The 25,676-nt window shown below is 24.1% G+C and carries 23 protein-coding genes and 1 pseudogene; 2 read left to right on the plus strand and 22 right to left on the minus strand.

Annotated features, from left to right (window positions below; all coding sequences use genetic code 11):
* The 5 genes from HF862_RS03155 to HF862_RS03175 all read right to left on the minus strand — a co-directional run.
* Nucleotides 1-283 (minus strand): HutD family protein (locus tag HF862_RS03155; protein ID WP_206038995.1); only part of this gene is annotated, 283 nt, incomplete at its 3' end.
* Nucleotides 284-349: 66 nt separating this feature from the next.
* The gene (gene hutI, locus HF862_RS03160; RefSeq protein ID WP_170186479.1) at nucleotides 350-1,609 is read right to left on the minus strand and encodes an imidazolonepropionase; all 1,260 of its coding nucleotides are present in this window, start codon (nucleotides 1,607-1,609) and stop codon (nucleotides 350-352) included.
* Nucleotides 1,610-1,685: 76 nt separating this feature from the next.
* Nucleotides 1,686-3,713 carry a urocanate hydratase gene (locus HF862_RS03165; protein ID WP_170186480.1) on the minus strand — a complete coding sequence of 676 codons (2,028 nt, stop codon included), beginning with the start codon at nucleotides 3,711-3,713 and terminating at the stop codon, nucleotides 1,686-1,688.
* A gap of 25 nt (nucleotides 3,714-3,738) precedes the next feature.
* Entirely contained in the window at nucleotides 3,739-5,277 is a 1,539-nt protein-coding gene (hutH, locus tag HF862_RS03170) for a histidine ammonia-lyase (protein ID WP_170186481.1), read from the minus strand.
* A gap of 47 nt (nucleotides 5,278-5,324) precedes the next feature.
* Nucleotides 5,325-6,632: a Na+/H+ antiporter family protein gene (locus HF862_RS03175; RefSeq protein WP_170186482.1), complete on the minus strand. Its 1,308-nt coding sequence runs from the start codon at nucleotides 6,630-6,632 to the stop codon at nucleotides 5,325-5,327.
* Between the two features lie 374 nt (nucleotides 6,633-7,006).
* Here HF862_RS03175 and HF862_RS03180 point away from each other — a divergent pair, with 374 nt between their 5' ends.
* Both HF862_RS03180 and HF862_RS03185 read left to right on the plus strand, forming a co-directional pair.
* Nucleotides 7,007-8,137, plus strand: coding sequence for an ROK family protein (locus HF862_RS03180; protein WP_170186483.1), 1,131 nt, complete (start codon nucleotides 7,007-7,009; stop codon nucleotides 8,135-8,137).
* A 373-nt stretch (nucleotides 8,138-8,510) separates the two neighbouring features.
* Nucleotides 8,511-8,687 (plus strand): annotated as a pseudogene (locus HF862_RS03185) (hypothetical protein); the annotation flags it as partial.
* A 1,053-nt stretch (nucleotides 8,688-9,740) separates the two neighbouring features.
* On the opposite strand, the gene HF862_RS03190 reads toward HF862_RS03185, so the two are convergent.
* The 17 genes from HF862_RS03190 to HF862_RS03270 all read right to left on the minus strand — a co-directional run bounded on the left by HF862_RS03190 (nucleotide 9,741) and on the right by HF862_RS03270 (nucleotide 25,661).
* Nucleotides 9,741-11,225, minus strand: coding sequence for a hypothetical protein (locus HF862_RS03190; protein WP_170186485.1), 1,485 nt, complete (start codon nucleotides 11,223-11,225; stop codon nucleotides 9,741-9,743).
* 17 nt (nucleotides 11,226-11,242) lie between these two features.
* Nucleotides 11,243-13,369 (minus strand): class I SAM-dependent DNA methyltransferase, encoded by a 2,127-nt coding sequence (locus HF862_RS03195; RefSeq protein ID WP_170186486.1) that lies wholly within the window; start codon nucleotides 13,367-13,369, stop codon nucleotides 11,243-11,245.
* An 846-nt stretch (nucleotides 13,370-14,215) separates the two neighbouring features.
* Nucleotides 14,216-15,565, minus strand: a complete 1,350-nt coding sequence (locus tag HF862_RS03200) for an ATP-binding protein (RefSeq protein WP_170186487.1) — start codon at nucleotides 15,563-15,565, stop codon at nucleotides 14,216-14,218.
* 378 nt (nucleotides 15,566-15,943) lie between these two features.
* Complete coding sequence (locus HF862_RS03205) at nucleotides 15,944-16,990, minus strand: hypothetical protein (protein ID WP_170186488.1); 1,047 nt, start codon at nucleotides 16,988-16,990, stop codon at nucleotides 15,944-15,946.
* A gap of 395 nt (nucleotides 16,991-17,385) precedes the next feature.
* Nucleotides 17,386-17,553 carry a hypothetical protein gene (locus tag HF862_RS03210; RefSeq protein WP_170186489.1) on the minus strand — a complete coding sequence of 56 codons (168 nt, stop codon included), beginning with the start codon at nucleotides 17,551-17,553 and terminating at the stop codon, nucleotides 17,386-17,388.
* Nucleotides 17,554-17,766: 213 nt separating this feature from the next.
* Nucleotides 17,767-18,537, minus strand: coding sequence for a hypothetical protein (locus HF862_RS03215; protein ID WP_170186490.1), 771 nt, complete (start codon nucleotides 18,535-18,537; stop codon nucleotides 17,767-17,769).
* 174 nt (nucleotides 18,538-18,711) lie between these two features.
* On the minus strand, nucleotides 18,712-19,344 hold the full coding sequence (locus HF862_RS03220) for a hypothetical protein (RefSeq protein ID WP_170186491.1): 633 nt from the start codon (nucleotides 19,342-19,344) through the stop codon (nucleotides 18,712-18,714).
* Between the two features lie 20 nt (nucleotides 19,345-19,364).
* Nucleotides 19,365-19,877: a hypothetical protein gene (locus tag HF862_RS03225; RefSeq protein WP_170186492.1), complete on the minus strand. Its 513-nt coding sequence runs from the start codon at nucleotides 19,875-19,877 to the stop codon at nucleotides 19,365-19,367.
* 110 nt (nucleotides 19,878-19,987) lie between these two features.
* Nucleotides 19,988-20,887: a M48 family metalloprotease gene (locus tag HF862_RS03230; protein ID WP_170186493.1), complete on the minus strand. Its 900-nt coding sequence runs from the start codon at nucleotides 20,885-20,887 to the stop codon at nucleotides 19,988-19,990.
* Between the two features lie 105 nt (nucleotides 20,888-20,992).
* Nucleotides 20,993-21,397, minus strand: coding sequence for a hypothetical protein (locus HF862_RS03235; protein ID WP_170186494.1), 405 nt, complete (start codon nucleotides 21,395-21,397; stop codon nucleotides 20,993-20,995).
* 7 nt (nucleotides 21,398-21,404) lie between these two features.
* Nucleotides 21,405-21,719, minus strand: coding sequence for a hypothetical protein (locus HF862_RS03240; protein WP_170186495.1), 315 nt, complete (start codon nucleotides 21,717-21,719; stop codon nucleotides 21,405-21,407).
* 12 nt (nucleotides 21,720-21,731) lie between these two features.
* The gene (locus HF862_RS03245) at nucleotides 21,732-22,298 is read right to left on the minus strand and encodes a hypothetical protein (protein ID WP_170186496.1); all 567 of its coding nucleotides are present in this window, start codon (nucleotides 22,296-22,298) and stop codon (nucleotides 21,732-21,734) included.
* A 21-nt stretch (nucleotides 22,299-22,319) separates the two neighbouring features.
* On the minus strand, nucleotides 22,320-22,808 hold the full coding sequence (locus tag HF862_RS03250) for a zinc ribbon domain-containing protein (RefSeq protein WP_170186497.1): 489 nt from the start codon (nucleotides 22,806-22,808) through the stop codon (nucleotides 22,320-22,322).
* Nucleotides 22,789-23,010, minus strand: coding sequence for a hypothetical protein (locus HF862_RS03255; protein ID WP_170186498.1), 222 nt, complete (start codon nucleotides 23,008-23,010; stop codon nucleotides 22,789-22,791). Before HF862_RS03255 ends, HF862_RS03250 begins: the two co-directional genes overlap by 20 nt.
* 185 nt (nucleotides 23,011-23,195) lie before the next feature.
* Entirely contained in the window at nucleotides 23,196-24,332 is a 1,137-nt protein-coding gene (locus HF862_RS03260) for an SPFH domain-containing protein (protein WP_170186499.1), read from the minus strand.
* Between the two features lie 90 nt (nucleotides 24,333-24,422).
* Nucleotides 24,423-24,902, minus strand: coding sequence for a hypothetical protein (locus HF862_RS03265; RefSeq protein WP_170186500.1), 480 nt, complete (start codon nucleotides 24,900-24,902; stop codon nucleotides 24,423-24,425).
* 237 nt (nucleotides 24,903-25,139) lie between these two features.
* A complete protein-coding gene (locus HF862_RS03270) occupies nucleotides 25,140-25,661 on the minus strand; it encodes a RadC family protein (RefSeq protein WP_170186501.1) in 522 nt (173 codons plus the stop codon).
* Between the last annotated feature and the right edge of the window lie 15 nt (nucleotides 25,662-25,676).

Here is a 25,676-nt window from a genome sequence, read left to right on the forward strand (position 1 = left end):
CCCAATCTCCTTCAAATCTATCTATTTGATATTTTTCTAAAGTTATATTATGATGATTTTTATGTTCTAACTCCATTCTTCCATCTAAAATTGATATTATTCTATGAGTATTTTCTAATTTTGTAAAAGTAGAATTTTCTAATTCTGTTGTAGCTATACTTATTCTAAATTTAAAATTTCTTTCTTGATAAGTAGAAGCTTCTGGATAAATATATAATTGTTTTGTAACTCCTCCACTCCAATTATTAATTACTCTATCTTTTTCTTTTAAAATTTTTATCATTTTTTCTCCTTAATTTTTAAGTAAAAATAACCTTAACATTTGAAATATTAAGGTTATTCTTTATTTTTAAAAAACTAGTTCTTTATTTTTTACTATAATTTTTCCCTTTTTAAACACATCATTTACATGATTTATTCCTATATTATAAAATATATAATTTAAATTAGTAGTATCATATATAATAAAATCAGCCTGTTTTCCAACTTCTAAACTTCCTATTTTTTCTTCTTTTTTAATAGCTTTTGCTCCATTTATTGTTGTTGCTTTTATTATTTCCAATGGAGTCATTTTTATTTGTGCAGAAGCTATATTCATCACAAGTTGTATATTCTCACAAGGACAAGAACCTGGATTATAATCTGTTGATAAAGCAACTGTTACACCTTTATTTATCATTTTTCTTACAGGAGCATAATTTTTTCCTAGATTAAAGGATGTTGCTGGTAAAATATTTGCAATAACATTATTCTTAGATAACTCCTCTATTCCTTTATCACTTATAGCCATTAAATGTTCTGCTGAAACTGTTTCTAATTCTCCTGCAAGTTCTGCTCCTCCTAACGAAACTATTTCATCTGCATGTATCTTTAATTTAAATCCTTCTTTTTTAGCTGCATTTAAAATATATCTACTTTCTTCTATATCAAAAACACTATCTTCACAAAATATATCACAAAATTCTGCTAAATTTCTTTCTTTTATTTCTTTTAACATTTTTACAATTTCTTCTATATACTTTTTCTTATTATTAATATACTCCTCAGGTACAGCATGAGCCCCTAAAAAAGTAGAAATAATTTCTAATGGATGCTTTTCATTTAATTCCTTATTTACTTCCAATTGCTTTATTTCTGTTTCTAAATTTAGACCATACCCACTTTTACTTTCTATTGTTGTAACTCCAAACTTAATCATTCTATTTAAAACTTCATAAGCCTTATTAAATAATTGTTCCTTAGAAGCTTCTCTTGTATTTCTTACTGTACTTAATATTCCTCCTCCTTGTTTTAATATTTCTAAATAGGGTACTCCCTTTATTTTTAATGGTAATTCATTTTCTCTTGAACCATAATGAACTAAGTGTGTATGTGAATCAACTATACCTGGTGTAATAACTTTTCCTCCTGCATTAAATAATTCTGTTTTTTCATCTTTTAATTCTATAGGGTAATTCCCTTCTCCTATTGAAATTATATTTTCTTTTTCTATTGCGATATAGGCATTTTTTAAAACTTCTATATTTTCCATATCTCCTATACTTTTCCTTTCTAATTCTTTAGATGTTACTAAAGTCCCTATATTATATACTATTAAATCAGCTTTCATAATTCCTCCTTAATTATATTACAAGAATAAGAGGCAGATTAATCTGTCTCTCATTCTTCTTACTTATGACTTTTTACTATTTAATTTTTTCTTCAACTAATTTTTGAATTAATTGTTCATTAGCTATATAAGGTAAAGTAATATGGTCTGTACCTTTGTTATCTTGATTATATTTTATAACTGTTTCTATTGAATGAGAATTTCTTGCCCAAGCTCTTCTTGCTACTCCTCCCATTACATCCCAAGGCATAGCTTGCATTAATATTTCATCTACTCTATGACTTCCATCTAGAACCATTCCAAATCCACCATTAATAGATTTTCCAATTCCAACTCCTCCACCATTATGAAGAGCTATCATTGACATTCCTCTTGCTGCATTTCCTGCAAAACATTGAGTTGCCATATCAGCCATTATATTACTTCCATCTTTGATATTTGAAGTTTCTCTAAATGGAGAATCTGTTCCTGATACATCATGATGATCTCTTCCTAACATAACTGGTCCTATCTCTCCATTTCTAATCATTTCATTGAATTTAAGAGCTATATTTGTTCTGCTCATAGCATCTTGATAAAAAATTCTTGCTTGAGTTCCTACTACTAAACCATTTTCATCAGCATTTTTTATCCACATATAATTATCTCTATCTTGATATCTTCTATTTGGGTCAACTAATTCTAAAGCAGCTTTATCTGTTTTTAATAAATCTTCTTTTTTACCAGATAAGCAAACCCATCTAAATGGTCCATAACCATAATCAAATAATTCAGGTCCTAATATATCTTCTACATAAAAAGGGAATATAAATCCTCCTTTATCATCTCTTCCATTCTTAGAAATTTCTTTTATTCCTATATCATATAATGATTTTAAAAAACTATTTCCATAGTCAAAGAAATATACTCCTTTTTCAGTAAGATTTTTAATTACATGATAATGTCTTCTTAATGTTTCATTTACTAATCTATTAAATTCTACTCTATCTTCTGCTAATAATCTTGTTCTTTCTTCAAAACTTATTCCTGCTGGACAATATCCTCCATCATAAACAGCATGGCAAGAAGTTTGATCTGAAAGTAAATCTATATGAATATTATTTTTATCTGCATATTCTAATAAATCAACTATATTTCCATGAAATGCTATTGCATAAGGAGTTTTACTTTCTAATTTTTCCTTTGCTACTTCAAAAGCTTTCGCTGGATCTGCAATTATTTCATCTACCCATCCTTGAGATAATCTTGTCTGAATTCTTGAAATATCAACTTCTGCTACTATTCCAACTCCTTTAGCTATTACTGTAGCTTTCCCTTGAGCTCCACTCATTCCTCCTAATCCTGATGTTACAAATAATTTTCCTGTTAAATCTCCATCATTAGGAACTCCACAGAATAGTCTTGCTGCATTAAGTATTGTTGAATATGTTCCATGAACTATTCCTTGTGGTCCTATGTACATCCATCCTCCTGCTGTCATTTGTCCATAGTTTGCTACTCCAATTGCTGCTGCCCTTGCCCAGTTATCATAATCATCAAATGCTCCAACCATTAATGCATTAGTAATTATTGCTCTTGGTGCATCTGGTTTTGATCTAAATAATCCTGTTGGATGTCCTGATGCAACTACAAGTGTTTGATCTTGTGTTAAATTTTCTAGATATTTTTTTATCAATCTATATTGCATCCAGTTTTGACATACTTGTCCTGTTTCTCCATAAGTTACTAATTCATAAGGATATAATGCTATTTCAAAATCCAAGTTATTATCTATCATAACTTGCATAGCTTTTCCTTCTATACATTTTCCTTTATATTCATCAATAGGTTTTCCATAAATTCTTCCAGCTGGTCTAAATCTATATCCATAAATTCTTCCATGTTCCATAAGTTCATCTAAAAATTCTGGTGCTAATTTTTCATGATATTCTTCTGGTATATATCTTAAAGCATTTTTTAAAGCTAATTCTATCTCATCTTTTTCTAAATGTACTACTCTTTTTGGTGCTCTTCTATACTTAGGATCTAACTCTGGTATAACCTCTGGTATATCACAAGCCTCTAATTTTATTGACATATTTTCAAATATTTCTTTATTCATCATATTTTTCCTCCTAATTTTTTTATTATTATATTTTCATTTCTCCTATTACTTTTTCTACTGCCTCTACTACTTTATTACTTTCTATTAAATTCTCTACTGAATCTATATCTAAATGCATAACTCTATCTGCATCATAATATGATACTTTTTCTCTTACTAATCTATATGCATCTCTAGTACCTTCTCCTAATTTATCTTGGGCTTTTCTAAGATCTACTCCTTGACAAGCACATAACATTTCCATTGCAATTACTTTTCTTGTATTTTTTAATATTTCTCCAGCTTTTCTTGCTGCAATAGTTCCCATTGAAACATGATCTTCTTGATTTGCTGATGAAGGAATTGAATCTACTGAAGCAGGATGTGCTAAAACCTTATTTTCTGACACTACAGCTGCTGCTGCATATTGAACTATCATAAATCCTGAATTTACTCCCCCATTTTCTACTAAAAATGCTGGTAATCCAAAATTTAAATTAGGATTTACTAATCTTTCTATTCTTCTTTCTGAAACATTTGCCATTTCTGATATTGCTATTCCTAAATAATCAAATATTAAAGCCATTGGTTGTCCATGAAAATTTCCTCCGGATATAACATCATCTGTTTCACAGAAAATAATTGGATTATCTGTCACTGCATCCATTTCCATTTCTACTTTATATCTTAAATATTCTAAAGCATCTTTACTAGCTCCATGAATTTGTGGTATACATCTCAATACATATGGATCTTGAACTCTTAATTGTCCTTGTTTTGTAGTATTTTTACTTCCCTCTAAAATTCTTCTAAAATTTTCTGCCGTTCTTATTTGTCCTTGGTGTCCTCTGATTTCATGAACTCTTGGATCAAAAGCACAAGTAATTCCATTTAAAGCCTCTATTGTTAAAGCACCTGCTAAATCTAAATGTTTCATTAAATTTATTGCATCATATGTTACATGAGCTCCAACAGAAGTCATAACTTGAGTTCCATTTATTAATGCTAATCCTTCTTTTGAAGAAAGTTCAGGTAATATTTTTACTCCACCTTTTTCCATAGCTTCTTTACCATCCATTAATACACCTTGATAATAAGCTTTTCCTAATCCTAACATTACTAAAACAATATGAGATAAAGGTGCTAAATCTCCTGATGCACCTAAAGACCCTTTCTCTGGAACAAATGGAGTTACTCCTTTATTTAACATTTCAACTAAAGTATCTACTGTAATTTTTCTAGCTCCTGAATATCCTTTTGTCAAATTTACTACTCTTAAAAGCATAATTCCTCTAACTACATCTATTGGTAAAGGATTTCCTACTCCACAAGAATGACTCATTATCAAATTTTTTTGTAAAATACCTGTTTCTTCCTTTGAAACTACTGTATCACAAAATTTTCCAAATCCTGTTGTTATTCCATAAGAAACTCTTTTTTCTTCTACATAAGTATCAACCAATTTTCTTGCTCTAGCTATTTTTTCATAAGCACTTTCTGATATTTCTACTTGATAACCTTTTCTTGTAACATTAATTAAATCTTCTAGAGTTAGTTTTTTATCTCCTATCATAAGTATTGACATAACCCCATGACCTCCTTAAATTTTTTATTATATATTCATTATATTATTTAAAATATAGTTGCCCCTATTAATCCAAAAATAAATAATAGTACTGTATAGTGACTAAAAGTAGGTATACATGTATCTACTATATGTTGATGTTGCCCATCTGCATTTAATCCAGATGTAGGACCAAGAGTAGAATCTGAAGCAGGAGAACCAGCATCTCCCAATGCACCAGCTGTAGTTATTAATATTATCATTGCAGTAGGAGAAAAACCTAATTTTAATGCTAAAGGACAATATATTACAGCTAAAATTGGTATCGTTCCAAATGAACTTCCCAATCCTATTGACACAAAAAGTCCAACTGTTAACATCACAAATGCTGCAATTAATTTATTTGTTCCAATTATAGCTACTACTCCTTCGACTAATACTGGAATTGCATTTGTTTCCCTAATAACATTTCCATATCCCGCTGCAACTAACATTACAAATGCTATAAGACCCATTATCATTACTCCACCATTTAATAAATTATCTATCTCTTTTAAATTTATTACTCTAAAAATCATCATCATTATTAATGCCGCTATAGCACCTAATGGTAAAGAACCTGTTATTAACTGAACTACAAAAGCTAAAATAGCTGCTCCTAATGTTATCCAATGCTTTCTCTCCATATGTTCTGGAATATCTTTATCTTCTGAAAAACCTTTTAATGGCAAATCTTGATATTCTCTATCTTTTCTATAAGTTATAAATACAGCTATCAACAATCCTAATAACATTGCAATTCCTAAAAACCAATTAGACTTCCAAACTTGATCCAATGTTATATTATAACCATTCGCATTTAATTGTTCCTTAACTATAGTATGAAAAATTAATCCAAAACCTACTGGTAAAACTATATAAGGAACTTTTACACCAAATGTTAAAGCACATGCAACAGCTCTTCTATCAATTTTTAAGTGATTCATCATTTTTAATAATGGAGGAATAAGAATTGGTATAAAAGCAATATGAACTGGTATTAAATTTTGTGAAAAACAAGCTAAAAAAGCTATTAATAATATTAAAACTTTTTTTCTACCGTTAACTAAATTAGCTATTTTTTTAGACATTATACTAGCTAATCCCGTTTGATTTATTGCTACTGCTAAAGTTCCCAATAAAATATAACTTAGTGCTGTTTCAGAATTTCCTCCCATTCCAGCAACTAAATATTTCATAGTTGATCCTAAACCCATTCCCGACATCATTCCTGCCACTAATGATGCAACAATCATAGAAAGCATTACATTTAATCGTAATAAACACAAAACTCCCATAACAATAACTGAAATTACTACTGGATTAAATAATAACATCTTAAACCCCCTCTTTAGTTTTTAAAGTCATTTTAATAATTAAATAAAAAAATTTTTTCAATCCTTCGCCCCTTGATATTTTTATTTTTAAAATCAATTTAATAATTAAATAAAAAAATTTTAATATTTAAAAATAACTTTATCCATTTTTTTTAATTTTAACTATTAAAATCATTTTTATTTTCCTATTTTTTAAATGATTTTAATAATTACAATATACTTATACCATTATCTTTTTTAAAATTCAAATATAAAAAATATATAATATCTATATTTTATTTATATATATCTTTTTATAAACTTTATGATTTATTTTAGAATAAATTTGAATATTTTAATTAAATGTTATATAATATATAAAAAAGGAGAATATTATGTATCAGAAAAAAGTAAAGGAGTCAAATAAAAATAATATTTTTAAATATATTTTTGAGAAAAGAAAATCTTTTGTTATAAACGACATTGCAGAAAATCTCAATATTACTTTTCCTACTGTAAAAAAAATTATTAATTCCTTTTTAAAACAAAATATAATTTTTGAAAGGCAAAAAGTTGGATTTGGTGTTGGAAGAAAGGCAATGGAATATGAACTTAATGAAGAATTTTGTTATTCTATAGGAATTTTAGCTTCTTCTACAAAACTTAAATTTATTTTAACTAATGCAATTGGAAAAATTTTAAAACAACAGATTTATGAATTAAAAAGTAATAATTGTAAAGCTGAAATTTTAAATTCTACCAAAGATTTTTTAAATACAATTAGCCCTGAAGTCAGAAAAAAATTAATAGGTATAGGAATATCTGTACCTGGTATTGTTAGTGAAGAAGGAAATTTTATAGAGTTTTCTTCTAAGGAAAAAATTGTTCTTTCTTTTATTGAAGAATTGAAAAATTTATTCCACATTCCTGTATTAATAGAAAATGAATCAAATCTAGCTGCTATTGCTGAAGCATTTTTAACTAGAAATTCTATTTATTCTACTTTTACTATTTTGACTATAAATGAATATGTTGGAATTAGCAATTTTCATCAAGATTCTTTAAACAATACTCTTTTTTTTAAAGCTGGAAGACTTCACCATATGGTTATAGAATCAAATGGTAAATTATGTGAATGTGGAACACATGGATGTTGGGGAACTTATGTTTCAGATAAGGTCTTACTTAATGACTTCCAAAAATATTTTCCATCTATTAAAACTTATAATGAAATTTTTGATTTAAAATATCATGAAACTAATATAGGAGCTTCTCTTATAGATAATTATTTAGAACACTTAGCAATCGGAATAAAAAATATTTTATTCTTTTCAAATCCAGAAAAATTAATAATTTCTGGTAATATTTCTATTTACAAAGAATATATAGCTGATAAATTAATTGAAAAAATATATAAAAATCATATTTTTTATCGTGGTAAAGAAACTATAGTGTTTTCATCTTTAAATGAAAATGGAAGTATTATAGGAGCTGCTATGTTTCCTATATTAGATAAAATAATTTAGTTATTAAAACTTCTTTCTAATCTTTTCCATAATTTTAATATTTTCTCTTCTATTTTATTTATTAACTAAAAATAATTATTTAAATTTATTATTTTTTTACTTAAAATAAATCTGAAAATCTTATAAATAATTCAATATTATCCTCTCAAATAATATCTAATATTCTCAAAATATTTTATAATATTTTATTAAATTATAATTTTTACTTTTTAATTTTCTATTATAATTTTTTATAATACTTTTTATATTTTTTATTTATATTAAAAATTTAAATAAATATTCAAATCTATTATTTTTTTGATATAAAAGGATTTAGAAATACTAGAAAATAGTATAAAACTGTTAATAAAAATAAAGAGGTTATTTATGTAGAAAAAGAAAAGATAAAGTGAATAAATGTACTAATACTGCTATTAGAAAAGAAATTTTAGAAGCTTTAGTTATAGAAGCTTTAAAAGAAAATATTTTTACACCTACACAAATAAATATAATTTCTGATAGAGTTTATAATTATTTAAAGGATAATTATCTTAATACACAAAAAAAGTAGTTAAAATAAAAAAAGAAATAGAAAAATTACAACTTCAAAAAGATAAAATTTTAAATTATAATTTGAATAGTGTTTTAAATGATGATGAATATTTCAAGAAAAAAACACTTTTCGTCAAGAAAATTTTAAATCATAAAGAAAATTTAATAAAATTGGAATTTGATACGAAATTCTTGAATCGTGATAAAGTCTTTAAATACATTGAAAAACTTGCAAAAAAATAGAATCATCAGATATAACAATTCTACAAAATATTATATTTACATTCATTGAGAAAATAATTTTCTTTAAAGATACTATTCAAATAAACTTAAGACTATTTTCTCTTGAAGAAAAAATTGTTAAGGTTGGTGGAGATGAAAAACAACACCAATTAGAAATGTTCATTCGTTCTCCTAAACTTGGAAAACTAAGAGCTATCAAATAGGTAGCTCTTAATTTTTAAAATTATCTTTTTGAGAATTGGAAATCCTTGATTTCATTGGTATAAATATACCTTTTGTTACCTATGCGTTACCTACAAAGGGATTTTTAAACATTTTTCCAATTTATTCTTTTTTATTTTTATTTAAAAAAGAGTTTTCCCTATTATTAATATATTAAAATCTTATTAAAGTGACCCTAATTTTTTAAATATCCTTTTCTTTTAAATTTTTCAATATAAATATTATTAAATTCAAATTCTATTTTACAATATAAACCCAATCTTTTCTCTTATTTTAAATCCTCTAAAATTTGTCTTAGTGATTAATCCATGACATTATTCCTTATTTGATTTATAAAAAATAAAATAAATAATAAATCTTATTTTTCTATTTTCTTGTTATTTTCTATACTACTCATAGAATTTAAAAAGCATGTTTTATATTTTTATCATAGCAATTGTTTTTAATTATATTATTATCATCTATATATTACTTAAATTATAATTTTCTAATTTACAAATATATTTCTAACTCATTAAAATTATAATTCTAATAATTATACACTATTAATTTAATTATTTTTTATCAAAATTATTTTGTTTCCTATAAATATATTTTTAAGAAATATTTAAAATTCAATAGTAACAGCAATATCATTTATAATATTATTTATAGTCTTACTCAGTTTTTCTTCTAAATATTTTTTTGAACGATCTAGTTCATAAATACCAGCTTTTGAGTTAAAAGAACTATCATATTCACTAAAATTTAAAATTGAGCATTTTTGAGAATCATATTTATAAAAAGGTGTATAATATAAAGAAACTACTTTTTCTTTCTTTTCAATAGGAAAATTCGGAAATGGAATACTTGTAATTTCATTCACTTTTATTTCTTTCATTTTAGATCCCATTGATAATGCACCACAATATTCTCTATATAAATTTGAATTTAAAATTGCGTTATAAAATACTAAATCAGAATCACAATAATTTTGTATTCTATAAATTCCTTGATTATGGTGCCCTACTCCTAAATTAATAAAATCATAAAAATAACTTAATCCTACATATAATCCATCCTTTCCTTTGGAAGTTCTATTGACTATAAGCAAACAATTTGAATAAATATTACTTTCAAAACAGTCTATAGTTGGATGTGAATTTAACAAACCTATATTATCAAATATTGTAGGAGTAATCCAATAATTAGATAAATTATCTTCTTCGCTAATTATTCTCTTTTGAGGAGTATTTCCTCCTTTAATATTTTCTTTAGATATATAAGAATAACCATATTTATAATTTTTTATCATAAAATCTATTTCTTTAAATCTTTTTGAATAAACAGAAGAATCTAATCTTGTAGTTTCCATTATCTCATTTATACTAGGAAATGAATATGTAAATAAATTTTCAAGTTGATTATTTTGTAGCTCAGACATTATATAATCAGAAACTTGAACATATCTTTTTTTTATTTCAATTTCTTTATTAATAATTGCTTGCATTAATAGTTCTATATAAGATATTACATTTTCTTTATTTTGGTTTGGTAATGGAATAAGACAATCTAAAAATTTAGTTTTTCCATGTCTAATAGTAGAACCTCTTGGAACTAAAAAATCAATTTGATCTCTAAAAATTTGATTTTTTATAAAAGCTAGAAGATAATATTTGTAAGTAGTTATTGGCAACTTATAAAGTGCTCCACATAACATGGTATTTGGATAATCTTTATCTAATATTACAATTTCTCCTACATTACTATCTTTTGAAATAATTATATCTCCTTTTTTTAGTTTCATATCTACAAAATTTTGTGGAACTATTGCCTGAACTGAATCATCAGTTATATCAAGTAAATAAGATTCCTCTTGTAAAGCTTTTGTTTTTATAAAATAATATGGAGAAGTCTCAATATAACTTTCACTTCCAACTTCATATCCCAAATCATATCTTTCTAAATTCCTATCTAAAAATGAAGAAACTGGTTTTAAATTTTTATTTTTTATTTGTAAAGATTTATATTGAGTAGCAGATAGAGTATAATCTTTTTCCATAATTTCTTGTATTGTTGTAAAAATAGGTATATCAATATAATTTTTCTTCAATTATAACTCTTCTCCTTTCATAAAAATAATTTTTTTAATGTTTCTTCTTGTTTATTACACCATTGTTTAAAAGTAAAAATTGTTTCAGAAAACTCTTCATCTAATCTAGGAGTTCCATCATTGTTTATTTCTTTTTCAAAAGTTTCTGGATTTATTTTATACTTTGTTTCAAAACATTTTACTTTATTTTTAGTTTTTACTTCATAACCAACCTTTTTAATTTGTTTTGAAAAAACTTGATAATTTTCAGCTTTTAATTTTTCTAGTTCACTAGAAGAAGGTTTATATGCTATTATTATGGTTGGTGACACTCCTGCTTCAGCAAAAATATTTGCAGGTAAATCTATAATAGCAACTATTCTCATGTTATTACACAACCATTTTCTTGCCTCTTTGTGAGCTTCTATTGATGCAATTGAATTTGATAAAACAATGGCCATTCTTCCATTTTCATTTAAAATTCTAACAGCATTCTCTAAAAAAATTACTCCCATATCTATTTCATTTTGATTATATCTATTCCAAAGTTCATAACATTCAGCAATCGCTTTCTCTGCTTCATTTGGAACCCAAGAACGAGCTTTACCAAAAGGAGGATTTGTTAAAACTATATCAAACTTCTTTAAATTTTTTCCATCTACTCTATTATCCCAATTTCCGTTATAATTCTGTTCTTGTTTTTCTGATTTAGGAATTAGTGAGATAAAATTTCCCTCATCATCAAATTTGGTTTTTATAGATCCTAAACCATCACTTTGAACTTCTATTTTAGCGTTTCCATCTCCATTAAGTAACATATTTAAAGTTGCTAATTTTACCATATTTTCATCTATGTCAAGTCCATAAAAATTTCGATCGTCTAATGTTCCATTTGATTTTACATAGGAAACTGATAGAAAATCTGCAATTCCTACAGTTGGATCTATAATACTTTCATTATGTTTAGGATTAACCATATCAACAATAAAATCTATTATTTGAAGTGGTGTAACAAATTGAGCATTATCAGCTTTACTATATTGAGAAGCAAAACGATGAAAAACAAGTTGATATAAATTATTCCTTTGAGAATTTGTGAAACTATAATTTTGAAATTGTCTAACTATTTCTATTACTATTTTTATTTGATTTTCATTTGTGCTATCAAAATAATTTTCATTCAGTATTTTTTTATATTGTGACTTAGCTTTTAATCTTATTCTTTCTATTCTTTTTAAAAATTCTTGAAGACCATCATCTGAAATTCTTTCATACAAAGCTTCTTTAGGATTTATATAATATTTTAAATCAGAAAAATTATTTTTTTCATCATAAATTTTAAGAGCTAATAATTGAATTAAAATATCGTAACCTTTTTGATTTACTAAACTACATTTATCCATAGTATGTAAAATTTGATAAAGTGCGTCATTTAAACGTTTTGAATCAGTTTTAGATATAATACTTAAATCCTCTATTTTCCTTTTAGAATAATCAACAATATCTTTAGTTGAAATATCATATTTTACCATTTCATCAAAACTTAATAAATTATCATATCCATCTGGTATATCAAAAGTTGGTTCTAATTTTCCTTTACTGTTTTCATTATTAAATTCATCACTTAAACGATAATAATTTTTTCCATTTGATTTAAATAAATACAATCTTCCTTCATCATATAATATTCCAAAAACAGTATTTTTTGTAGATTCATTCATATATGCTTTTAATTGACTTGTAAAAACACCTTTTATATCTTTTGATCCTTCTTTTTTAAATTCTAAGGCACAAAGAAGATGTTCTTTTAACCAATTTAACTCATCCCATCTAGAATTATCTTTTTTAGTATGTAAGGCTTGATAATGCTCATACCAAGTCTTATCATCAAAAATTGCTGCATCTATTTTTATCATAGCCGAATTTTTATTTCCTTTTGGCAAGTGTATCTCTGTTCCTATATAATCTTTTGAACATAAACTAGCACCTACAAAGCAATTCAAAAATTCCCATTTATAATATTGTTCATTATACTCTCCATTTTTCTTTAAAAGATTAGTTTCTATTTTTCCAATAGTTAAATGTGTTGGTAAAAAACAATTTATATATTTATCATTTTTATGAAAAATATTATATTCTAATTTTAACTCTTCAAATTTTTTCATAAAATCTCCTTTTTTAATTTTTTATACATTTTTGATTAAAACAGCAGTTTTATTATATCCTTTTACAGTCTATGAAGTCAATAATTACTTATTTTGCTATTCATTAAAAGTTGAGAATTAAGTCTCCTCAATTATATAAAATAGTATATAATTACTAATTATACCAGAATTCTTATCTAATTATTTATTTCATTTTTTATAAAAACACCATAGTCACATTATAACATAATATTTTTTCTAATTAATATCATATTATCTTTAATTTCCTCTAAAGTTAGTGATATTCTTGTATCTATTATATTTGCCATAATACTTCTTAATTCATCTAATATTTTTTTGCTTTATCTAATAGCTTATTAAATCTTTTTAATTTCTCTACTATCTCTTAAATTCTGACTTCTGTTCTCATTATTTAACAAACTATACTTTCTATATTTATTCCATAAATTTTATCTATTAATTTGTATATCTCTAAATTATTTAAAATCAAGATATTTTTATTGAAAATATTTGATAATACATTAGGGGTATGGATTATAAAAATAAATTATATTTTTGAAAATGTCTTAGTTAAACCTTCTATTATCTTACTCTATAAACTCGAGTGTAATTGCATATCAAATTCGTTATAAATACTACTCCAAAATTTTCTTATAAAATATTATCTAATAATTGAAAATTTAATATTATCATTTTATATACTTACTATATTAATAGTATTTTTATATCATCATTAAGTACTTTAATATAGAAAATTTATTATAATATTTATGATATTTATTATATCACACTATAAAGAAAATCCCTATTTTATTATTTATTAACTATGTAACTCCAAAAATATTTCTATAAAAATATTCCCATATAAATCGGTAAATGAATAACTCCATCTTTTATCATCAAGTCTTTTTGATACAAGATATATGAGTTATTTATCCTTTCACCATACTTCTTTCTAAATTTATCAAGAGAAGAATGTTTTCTATAAGTAGATGATTTAACCTCTATAACTGCTAGTTTTTTTATATTTTTCTTATCTTTTATAAGAAAATCTATCTCCATATTATTTTCTTTTTTTTCTTTATCATATCTTGAATAGAAAAATAGTTTATGTCCATTTGTTCTCAATATTTGAGCTACAATATTCTCCATAATCATTCCTTCATTTATATTCAACTTATTAAAGAGAACAGCCTTATAAATCTCATTATCAGTATAACTTCCATCCATAAAAGTTTGAGTAACAAGAAGTCCTGTATCCATCATATAACATTTTCTAGTAGAATAATCACTATTTAGACTAAGTCCTACATTTGGGTCTGTTGAATTGTAACAAGGATTAACAATCATAGCATCATTTAACCACATAAAAGAATCCTCATACTCTCTATATCTAGCTTCTTTTGATATAGAACTTAGATTATATTTCTTCTCTTTTTTAGATAGTTGGCTTGGAATCTCATCAAAAATAGATATTACTTTATTTTCATATCCTTTAGCAAATTTACTTATATCATTTCTATATAAAGTTAAAATATCTCTTTTTATTTCATCAACATTAGCAAAATCTTTTGTAGCAATATACTCATTTACAGCTTGTGGCATTCCTCCAACTAAAATATACTGTCTAAAATCATTCATTACTTTTCTATGTAATGCTTGTCCTAATGGCTTTTTTTCATCAAAACACATTTTTAAAAATGGAATTGTTGTAGTATCTCCTAATGCCCATAAAAATTCTTCAAAATCAAGTGGGTACATTTGAATATGTTTCTCTTCTGATGGAAGTATTATATTTTCTGTATTTCTTTTAAGTGATAATAGAGAACCTGTTTCTATATAATCATATCTTCCATCTTTTACTAGATATTTTATTAATTGTCTTGCTTTTGGAAATTGTTGAACCTCATCAAAAACAATTAAGCTTTCTCTTCTAAAAAGTTGTACTCCATAAAAAGCTGATAATTTTATAAAAAATAAATCTAAATTACTACTTTCATTTTCAAATAAATCAACTATTTCTTTTGAAATATTTCCAAAATCAATAATTAGATAACTTTTATACTCATTTTTTCCAAACTCTTCACAAAGATAGCTTTTTCCTATTCTTCTTGCACCATCTATAAGTAATGCTGTCTTTCCTTGTGATTTTTCTTTCCATTCAAGTAAAGAACTGTATACTTTTCTTTTAAGCATATTACCACCTCAAAATACAATAATCACGTTTTCCTATATTTTATTATATCATTTTTTCACGTTTTCCGATATATTTTTTATATTATTTTTCACTTTTTCCAACTATTTTGATATTTTTATCCTATATCTTATATTTCTTCCCTCTCTTATTTTAAATTCTATCTCTAATATTTCTACAAACTGATATTCCTAGAGTTAATCTTTTAGAAGAAATATTACTTGGTATCTCTCCTAAAGATATTATCTCTATTTTATTATTATGTAATTTGATTATATATTTTTTATAACACTATATTATCATTTTATTACTTATATATTATCTAAAAAAATTTATTTTTTAGAGGTTATCCTAATTAAATCAAGATAACCTCTTTTCTTTTATCTTATTTTATAATTTAATAAGTCTTTTCTCATTTTCAATATTTCAGCATATACATCTAGTATAATAATTTTTCTTTCTCCTTGTATTGAATTTAATATCTTCCTAACTTTAGTAACTGCTCCTTCTCTTGTTTTATTATTATCTATACATATTCCTAATGCTCTTCTTAATACTTCATAATCATATATAGTTGACAGATTCTGTAAAATAAATCTTTCATACTCAAAGTTTCCTTTAGCTCTCTCTTGAATTAATATACTTGTTAATTCATTTGCCCATTCTTGATATAAAGTATCTATTATTTCCATATTTATCACATTTTCTAAGATATATTTCTTATATTCTGAAAAATAATGTCCATATATATCAAAACTAGTAAATTCTTCCACAGTAAAAGGAATTTCTCTTCTTATTCTTTTAGAAACCTCTAATCTCATTCTTCTTAATAAATCAGGATTCTCACATACTATATCCTCTATATTTTCCTCTCCTAATTTGCTTTTTAAATTTTCATATTGATTATAAATCATCAAACGATTATTATAATCTTTATTAGTTCTTCCAGTATCAGAGTATATAACTGTTTCTACTTCTTCTGTTAATGTATCTACATATTTTTTACTTCTTGCTTTATTTTTCTTTTTAGTATATGTATATGCAAATATCTTATAAATTTTACAGTAACTATTAAAATCCATATTTTCTCTCATATAATAAGTAAAAGGAATATCTACTCTAGTTAATGATATACTATCTATAATATCTCCCCAATTTTGAGATATATATTCTGCAAATGCTCTTTGAACCTCAAAACATTGTTCTCTACTATCTATTAAGAAAGCATTATTTCCTCTAAAAAATCTAGGATAAGAAATCTTGACTATAAGATTACTATCTGGTGTTCTTTCTAGCACATCACAGTATGTATATCCTTGTGTACTTCTTAAATTATTAATAGAACTTCTTAAATGTTCTATAACATCATAACCACCTAATGTACAAATTTCTTTTAATATGTTTAATCTAATTTCTATTGTATCCATTCTTCTTCCTCCTTATAAAATTAATTAAAAGATACATATATTTCAGTGAGTGTCCTCATTTTCACTCAAGTGAATTCGGACACTCACTTACTAAAAAAACAAAAAATATCCAAAAAATAGCTATTTTTTGGATATTTTAAGTAAATTTATACTAGTTTATAACTTTGTATAAACCTATCTAAATTAGTATACCCCTTGAGGTCACAAGGGGTATAAACATGTGTACAAATATAAATAATAACTAATTTATACAGTTATCTCTATAACTTATACACGTATATTGTTAAAGATATTAATAACTTTTATTAGTAATATATCTATTTAAACACACAATATACATGTATATTGTTATATAAAAAAAAGAGAGGTTTCCCTCTCAATTTCTTAAAAGCTATTTATTCTTTTCTAATAATAAGAGAATTATTTCTCCTATCATAAAATAAAGTTACTATCCTATCATTACTTGTTATACCAAGATCTTTTATTATCTCTTTATTGATAGGTAAATTATACTGTTCTGCTATACCTTTCTTAGGTTTTCTATAACTAAGTTTCTTTTTCATAACAATACCCCCTTTTGTATTAATATACATATACATGATATTGTTAATAAAAATTATATTTTTTACTATATATTGTATTTTTGATATATAAATTTTCTAGTTCTATTATCTATAATATAAAATATTTCTTTGATTATATAAAAAAATCAATTTATAATTTCTTTAGTTGTAAAAAATAGATAGAGATATATCCCTATCTATTTTTTATTGTCATTATTTAATTACAACTGGTTGATCTTCTTTAGTAGATTGAGCTTCAATAAATGGTCTTATTGTAGTAAATGTAGTATTTTCTATAATTTCTCTACATATTTCATATACCAAAGCATGTGATAATAAGTAGTTATATTCAGAACTATCCATAGAAAATTCCTCTGATTGAAATTGTCCAGAAATAAATGCTACTATAGATTTATTAAATAGAATCTCACACTCTAATTTTCTACCTTCTTCATATGCTCTAACAAATAATTTAAACAGAATCTCATCTAATCCAACTGTAGCTGTTATATAGTAATAATCATATTTTTTATTATACCAATCTTCATCCTTTTCAAATTCGTTAGGTTTGTATTCTTCAATAGACCAATTCATTTCCACTCTATAATCTTTATATCTTACAGGATATTCTACTTGTTCTAGAGCAGCATCTCTGTAATATTGTAAGAAAGGTTTTGATATCTTTTTAATATCATCTAGAGTTAACACATAATTTTTATGATATACTGGTTCAATAATATCATTTACCAAGTCATAATTTGTGCAGCCTCTTAGAAATGTATTGGCTACATTTTGACTTTTACTTTCAATATCTGCTGATACATATGTCACATAGCTAATATATTTAAGTTCTTCTTCTAGATTACTAATATACTTGCTTCTAGATATAGTTTTAGATAACTCTAGCACATCTTCTTTACTAGCTCCACATCCATTAAATAACATTATAACAACTAAACTTAACATAACTAAAAACTTTTTCATAATTGGTCTCCTTTATATTATCAATTCTTTTTAGTTATTTTCAAAATTATCTATATACTCTAATAAGATCCTATGTTACTATTAAATCTTGATATATAATCTTCTATATTTCTTTATCATTTACACAACCTGTAAATAATATTGTAGTACTCTATAGCTCTTTCTTATTTTTGATTACCAATCATTATATGATTTTTTATAAAGTTCTTCTTTAATTTTTAAATATTCTTGATATTCAATAGAAAAATCTAAAAAATTAATTAACCATATTTTTGAAATATCTGGTATATATACACTTACACTTTCATATAAAAATATTACTTCATTATTTTCTGCTATTCTAAAAGGAATAAAAATTTTATAATTTGGTGCTTCTGTATACTTTATTCCAAATCCTCCCTTTCTTTCTGTTGAAAAATCAATTATATACTCTAATTTACTATTTTCTTTTTCTATTTCTGTTATACCTTTATATACCTCTTCTTCATTAGTATTAAAAAACTTTTTTGCTATATCTACTCTTTCATTGGCTGAATACATATACCTACGAAAATCCGGATGATAAGCTAAGAATAAAGATAAATAATTAATTGTAGCAATATACTCTTCTTTTGTTTTTATTTCTTTTTCCCATTTACTTTCATTTCCCATTCCCATTGGAAATAATTTTATTCCTTTAGGAATATCTGTAGTTTTAAAAGCATTTATAATAACTTCGTTAGGAATTACTCCTTCCTTCACTCTAAGACTTTCTCCAAATATAATGCTATGAAAAATTAATATTAAACAAATAATAATTTTTTTCATTTTTTCTCTCCATTTTATATTTAATTATTTTTTTTATCTTGTTCGTCTAAAATTTCGTAAAGAACTCTGTATATATCAAATTCGTCTGGTGTTAAATTATAATTTCTATCTTTCATTTTAGGTTTTATATCTGTCATATATAAACTAATATAATCTCCATCTTTTGCTGTTTGAATTGTAACTACCACATTTGAAGAAGTAACTTCTAATATTTTTCCTTTTTCTGTTTTCCCTGCTACTTTCCATTCAACTGTAGTCGGTTTTTGTAATTTTAATCCCATTTGTTTTGCTGTTGAATAAGCTCCTTCATCTGTCATATAAAACATTGCCTGTAATCGTATTTTTTGTGAATTTAACTCACTATAATTTAGTTTATAAAATTCTCCTCCTTCTATATACCCTTGTGCAATCTCTTCTACTGTCTTTCCATCATCAAATGTAATCATTTTTACAGTATCTATATAATTTCCATCACCACATCCTGTAAATAAAAACATTCCTAATAAAAATAATACTGATAATATTTTTTTCATAATTTTACCTCCAAAGTTATAATAAATATTTATTTTAAAATACAATGGCTCATTATTAAATGTGATTATCAAATAATAAATTATTTTTTCTCTTTATAATTTATCTTTTATCATAAACTTTCTAATGCTAAAATCCTATCTACTGTTTTTGGATGAGTAGAATATAAGATTTTTATAAAGTTAATATTAGATCCAATTTCCATTCTCTCTAATTTTTTAAAGAATCCTTTTAATTCTTCTGTATATCCTAAACTGGCAGAAAAAGCATCACATCTATATTCTTCTTTTCTACTTTTAAACATCAAAATTAATCTAAACAATCCATCAGATAATAATTTCACAAAAATAATATAAAATATTAAAGCGAGTATTGGAAGTATACTTGCATCTTTTTTATTTTTTACTCTTGTACCAGCTCCTATTATCAAAGTACATAAATATCCTACACATCGCATTATAAAATTACAACTAACAACTGCTGATAAAAAAACAGTATCTTTTTTTATCAAATGAGCAAATTCATGAGCTAGTATTGCTTCCATTTCTTTTTCATTTACTAAATTTCCATATAAAAATCCTTCTGAAACATAGATATTTCTATTCCCTAAAGCAAATGCATTAAACGATTGATCTATAAACACTTTGAAAACATAATCATTTATATTTAAATCTAAATCATATTCATTATTAATTCTAGTAATCACATTTTTTATAATAGGAAATAAAAATTCTCTTTCTTCTCTATATAATCCTCTTTGATTTGGAATAGTAATACTTCCTACTAATTCTTGGAATTTTGTTGAAAATCCTAATAAAGTTAAAACAATTGGTATAAATATTGATAAAATCACAATAAGATATTCTCCATTCGGAACATATGAAAGTGGCATTAATAATATAATAAATAATGCTATTATGTTTAATATAATATTAATTATTATTAATGCTATATCTACTCCTTCAAATTTAGTTTTAATTTTTTGGGTATTTATATTAATTTTATTTTTCATGTTACATTCCTTTCTCTAGGTTAATCTTTTAATATTTTCTTTTAAAAATATTTTATAAATTACCAAACAATTATTTAATTTTTTTAAATATTATGATTTATTTCATTATTTAAAATTTATTTTTTCTAAAGAATCTATAACCTCATCCAAATGTTTTTCATTATTAGAAGTCATCATATATGTTGGAGCATATAAATAGTAATCCTCATCCAAGTATATTGTAAATTCTAGTTTTTCTTTTTTCCATTTATAAGTTACAATATAACAATAATTTGGTTCTAAAGTTTTTAATTTTATCTTAAAATCTTCTTTTTTTAAATCTAAAGAAGTTATGTATTCTTCTGCAAATTCATCTATTGTTCCATATAATTCACATTCAAAAATAGATTTTTTAGGTTCTTCTTTTACTACCTGAGTATTTTTAAAATTTTCTATTTTTCCACTCATTCCACAACTGCTAAATATCAGTGCTATTCCTAGTAAAAATCCTATTAATATTTTCTTTTTCATTTTTTCCCTATTCCTTTATATCTATTCCATTTTTTCTTAATATATTAACTCCTATTTCATTTACTGGTTTAAAGCCTTCTTTTATAAGATTTTCTGTATAATATTTATTATAGGCAAAAGCTACTATTATATTTAGTGCATAACAACCTGCTCCATAAGTAAAATATGATACTACACATGAAATTAGAAAAAAACCTAAAGCAGTTTTATAATCTTTTCTAATTAAAGGAACTAAAAATCCAAAAAATAAAATAGTCCAACTAAATCCTACAAATCCATCCTTCACTATTCCATCTTTTACTAAATTTATTTTCTCTGCCATTTTTATCCTCTCTTATTTCTCTATTCCTAATTCTTCATTGGTAAATTTTTTAAGTCCCACAGTTTTTAATCCCCCATTAAATAATCTATAAAAGCTTCCATCAGTATCTCTAAACATACTCATTTCATCAGCTCTTATATTAACAATAGGTATAAAAGCACTTATTTTAAGCATTTTATTACTCCAATTATCTTCTATAAGATATGGTAAATGTCTCTCAAGATTTTTTTCCAATTTTTTTATTCCTTTTTCTTCTATATCAACCTTTAATTCCCCTTTTTCATATCTTTTAAAATTTTCAAATCCTTCAGCAAAAAGTTCAAATTTTTCATAATAGTCTTTATCTTCTCCATTAGGATTTAGAAATCTATATATTGAATATATTACTGCTAAAGTAAATATTATAGAATAAAGTATTCCTATTCCACTAAAAATAAAAATCAAAAGAAATATAATTTCTAAAGCTCTTGCAATATAACCTTGAATCCTAGTTAATTTTTGTTTTTCATAGACATTTTTCATCTTAAATATTAATTCTTCTTTTTCTAATTCCAATAATTCATTTAAAGATTTTTTCATAAAACCTCTCCTCTCATATTATTAAATTAATTTTCTTCCACAAAATTCACAAAATTTACTTTTATTAATATCTACTTGTGCTCCACATCCAGGACATTTATCTATTTTTATTATTTGATCATTTTTAGAAGATTTCTCATATAATATTTCTTTTATTTTATTTTCTTCTTTATCATAATAGATATTTATAAAAATTCCATTTTTTATAAATGCCTCTATTTCTTCTTCAACATCTTTTAAATTTTTATTTCTTTTTTTAGAAATTTCTTCTAAATCTAAACATCCCCCATTTATCATTACTATATATTGATCAGCACTTTTAAATAAATTTCTTTTAAAAAAACCTATTCCTAATAAAACTAAAGAAATAATTCCAAAAAATGTTGCAATTCCTATTTCTTCTCCTAAAAAAATTAAAAGAGTCAATATCATCAAAATACTACCAATAATAATATAAACTATTCCTAGAAAATTTTGCTTATTTAAAGAGTCATAATTTACTTGTAACATCTTTATTCACCTCCTTACCTTTTATACTTATACAATAAATTATAATAAAACTTATAATATTTATTATTATAGTTATTATATTTACTACTATATATTGCCTTTCATCATAAAATTTATCATAAAATTTATAAAATAATATTGTTAAAAATATATAACTTATATTAATTGTTACTCGTCCTGCTAAAAAAAATGTTTTTTCCATTTTTACTTTTGTATTGCTGCTCCAAAATAATTCTAAAAAAAATGTTAAAAATGATAATAATATAAAAATAATTGAACTTATTCTTTCTTCTAAATTTCTATTAAAAATCAATAATATAATTATTACAAAAAGAAAAAAAATAATAAAAATATATTTGTTTTTTACTTTTTCCATTTATTTCACCCCTATTCTATTTTACTTCCACATTCAGGACAAAATTTTGTATTCTCTGGTAAACTAATTTTACATTTATTACAATATTTTCCTAAAGGAGTTCCACATTCAGAACAAAATTTAGCATTTTCATTCTCTTGAATTTTTCCACAATTTTTACATTTTTTAAATTGTAAAGTTCCACAATTCGGACAAAACTTTATCCCCTTTAAAATTTTAGTTCCACAATTTTTACATATTACAAGTTCCTCTTTTTTCTCAACTTCATTAATTGAAGTAATATTAGAATTAAAACTTTTATTAAAAGCATCTCCCATTCCAACACCCATAGCCATTCCAATTCCAGCTCCTATAAAATTAGAAGCAACTCCATTTGCATTATTTTTAGCTGCTCCCTCTAATGTATCAAATGATCTTTCTTGTAAATAATTATACCCAACTATATTCATCTCTGCTCTTTTTGCTAATGCTTCTTTTAATCTTTTTACTCCTTGATCTTCTTCTGGAACATTTATATCATTAATATAAAAATTTACTAATGAAATGCCATACTCCTCAAATAATGGTTTCACTATTTTTTGAATATAATCTGATAATTCATTTATATAAGCGTTTATTTCTAAAATACTTATCTTTTTATTAACTACATATGAGGATATAACATCTTTTATCTTTGATAAATAAATTCCTCTAAAAAAATTATTAATTTCATTTCTATCAAAGCTATTTTTAGTTCCAATTAATTTCAAAAAAAAGTCTTTTGAATTTTCTATTTTTATTCCAAACTGACCAAAAGAACGAACAGGTATAAAAATTCCATATTTAGGATCTTGAAGTTGAATAGGAGTAGGAGTTCCCCATTTTATATCTAAATTTACCCTTTTATTGACATACCAAATTTCTACCTTAAATGGAGATTCATTTCCAAAAGGTAAATTTATTATTTTATTTAAAATGGGTATATTTTTAGTTTCTAATGTATATTTTCCTCCTTGAAATATATCACAAATCTTTCCATCTTTAACTAATATAGCTTCTTGAGTTTCATTAACTATCAACTGAGTCCAAGTTCCTACTTCATCTGAAGGATATTTCCAAATAAATTCATTTATATTTCCATTATATTTTACAACATCTACTATACTCATATTTTTTCAATAAATAAAAATTATTTATTTTCCTCCTTTTTATTTAAACTTTTAGAGATATAATATCGAAATATTATATCTCTGTTTTTATTAACTTATTTTAAGAACTTCTATATATCTCATTTCAAATAGAAATTCTTTTCCTTCTTTTTTTGCCTTTAATACAGTGTACAAATCATTTCCTCTTTCAAAAGCTATAGGATATACATCATATAAAGTTTTTTCATAATAAATTTTTAATTTATGATTACTTTTTATAGCATTTTCTACTGTATTAAATAATTCTGTATTAAGCACTTTTTCTCTTAAAAATGGATGTAAATTAGCATAAGTTGAAAATACCTTTCTAAAAAATTCACTCTCTACAGTTTCTTTACTTAATTTAATCATTTCATCAAATAATTCTGTATTTTTATCATTAAGATTAAAATTCCAAATAGTAGTTTTATCTAATACTTTTTTATGTAATCCTTGATTATTTTCAAATCCTAATCTTTGTACAACAATATTTGAAATTCCATCTTTAGATAAATTAAAATATTTGATATCTTGTTTTAAAATTTCTAACACAAAATTTGGAATTGATACCCTCACTCTTTTTCTCAATTTATCATCACACCTTTTTTATAATTACTATAATTATACCTCTTTATCTAAAGTTAAAAAATACGAACATTTTTTTATTTAATAATTTTTTTAAATATTGATAATACTAACTTTATTTGATTAAAATTTCTATTTTTTGTAGTAATTTCTACTACTTTTTTCAGTTTTAAATAATATAATTAAATTCTTCTTTTTTATTTTTTATAATATTCCATTATCTAAGAAGCTATAATGATTTCCTTGTCCTACTATCACATGGTCTACTAAGCTCATATTTAAGTTTTTTAGTGTTTCTTTAATTGCTTGGGTTACCTCTTTATCTTTTACACTTGGTGTTACATCTCCACTAGGATGGTTATGGGATATTACTATTCCCTTTGTAGGATATTTTAATGCTTCTTCTACTATTAATCTTGGATATACTACACTTTTATCTACTGTTCCTTGAAATAGTGTTTTCTCTCCTAAAAGTTTATTATCACAATCTAGGAAGAATACTTTAAATTCTTCATTATTCTTTATTCCTATATTAATATTTAAAAATTCTATTAGTTCTCGCATTGTTCTTATTCTTGTGAAGTCTTTATTTTTTAATTTTTCTTTTCCTATGATATATATAAGATTTTTTAGTTCCTCTATTTCCTCATTGATTTCATAGCTTTTCATCTTATAAACTACTTCATCTACATCTTTACATTTTAAAAATTTTAATATCTTTTCCATAATTTTCCTCCATAA

This window comes from Fusobacterium sp. FSA-380-WT-3A, assembly GCF_012843705.1.
GTDB lineage: Bacteria > Fusobacteriota > Fusobacteriia > Fusobacteriales > Fusobacteriaceae > Fusobacterium_B.

Bases quoted from the DNA above. Each gene is read 5' to 3' on its own strand.
- HF862_RS03270 (WP_170186501.1), bottom strand. From the start codon at position 25,661: ATGGAAAAGATATTAAAATTTTTAAAATGTAAAGATGTAGATGAAGTA.
- HF862_RS03230 (WP_170186493.1), bottom strand. From the start codon at position 20,887: ATGAAAAATAAAATTAATATAAATACCCAAAAAATTAAAACTAAATTT.
- HF862_RS03225 (WP_170186492.1), bottom strand. From the start codon at position 19,877: ATGAAAAAAATATTATCAGTATTATTTTTATTAGGAATGTTTTTATTT.
- HF862_RS03255 (WP_170186498.1), bottom strand. From the start codon at position 23,010: ATGGAAAAAACATTTTTTTTAGCAGGACGAGTAACAATTAATATAAGT.
- HF862_RS03235 (WP_170186494.1), bottom strand. From the start codon at position 21,397: ATGAAAAAGAAAATATTAATAGGATTTTTACTAGGAATAGCACTGATA.
- HF862_RS03240 (WP_170186495.1), bottom strand. From the start codon at position 21,719: ATGGCAGAGAAAATAAATTTAGTAAAAGATGGAATAGTGAAGGATGGA.
- HF862_RS03195 (WP_170186486.1), bottom strand. From the start codon at position 13,369: ATGAAAAAATTTGAAGAGTTAAAATTAGAATATAATATTTTTCATAAA.
- hutI (WP_170186479.1), bottom strand. From the start codon at position 1,609: ATGAAAGCTGATTTAATAGTATATAATATAGGGACTTTAGTAACATCT.
- HF862_RS03205 (WP_170186488.1), bottom strand. From the start codon at position 16,990: ATGGATACAATAGAAATTAGATTAAACATATTAAAAGAAATTTGTACA.
- HF862_RS03200 (WP_170186487.1), bottom strand. From the start codon at position 15,565: ATGCTTAAAAGAAAAGTATACAGTTCTTTACTTGAATGGAAAGAAAAA.
- HF862_RS03215 (WP_170186490.1), bottom strand. From the start codon at position 18,537: ATGAAAAAGTTTTTAGTTATGTTAAGTTTAGTTGTTATAATGTTATTT.
- HF862_RS03165 (WP_170186480.1), bottom strand. From the start codon at position 3,713: ATGATGAATAAAGAAATATTTGAAAATATGTCAATAAAATTAGAGGCT.
- hutH (WP_170186481.1), bottom strand. From the start codon at position 5,277: ATGTCAATACTTATGATAGGAGATAAAAAACTAACTCTAGAAGATTTA.
- HF862_RS03210 (WP_170186489.1), bottom strand. From the start codon at position 17,553: ATGAAAAAGAAACTTAGTTATAGAAAACCTAAGAAAGGTATAGCAGAA.
- HF862_RS03260 (WP_170186499.1), bottom strand. From the start codon at position 24,332: ATGAGTATAGTAGATGTTGTAAAATATAATGGAAATATAAATGAATTT.
- HF862_RS03245 (WP_170186496.1), bottom strand. From the start codon at position 22,298: ATGAAAAAATCTTTAAATGAATTATTGGAATTAGAAAAAGAAGAATTA.
- HF862_RS03175 (WP_170186482.1), bottom strand. From the start codon at position 6,632: ATGTTATTATTTAATCCAGTAGTAATTTCAGTTATTGTTATGGGAGTT.
- HF862_RS03220 (WP_170186491.1), bottom strand. From the start codon at position 19,344: ATGAAAAAAATTATTATTTGTTTAATATTAATTTTTCATAGCATTATA.
- HF862_RS03250 (WP_170186497.1), bottom strand. From the start codon at position 22,808: ATGTTACAAGTAAATTATGACTCTTTAAATAAGCAAAATTTTCTAGGA.
- HF862_RS03180 (WP_170186483.1), top strand. From the start codon at position 7,007: ATGTATCAGAAAAAAGTAAAGGAGTCAAATAAAAATAATATTTTTAAA.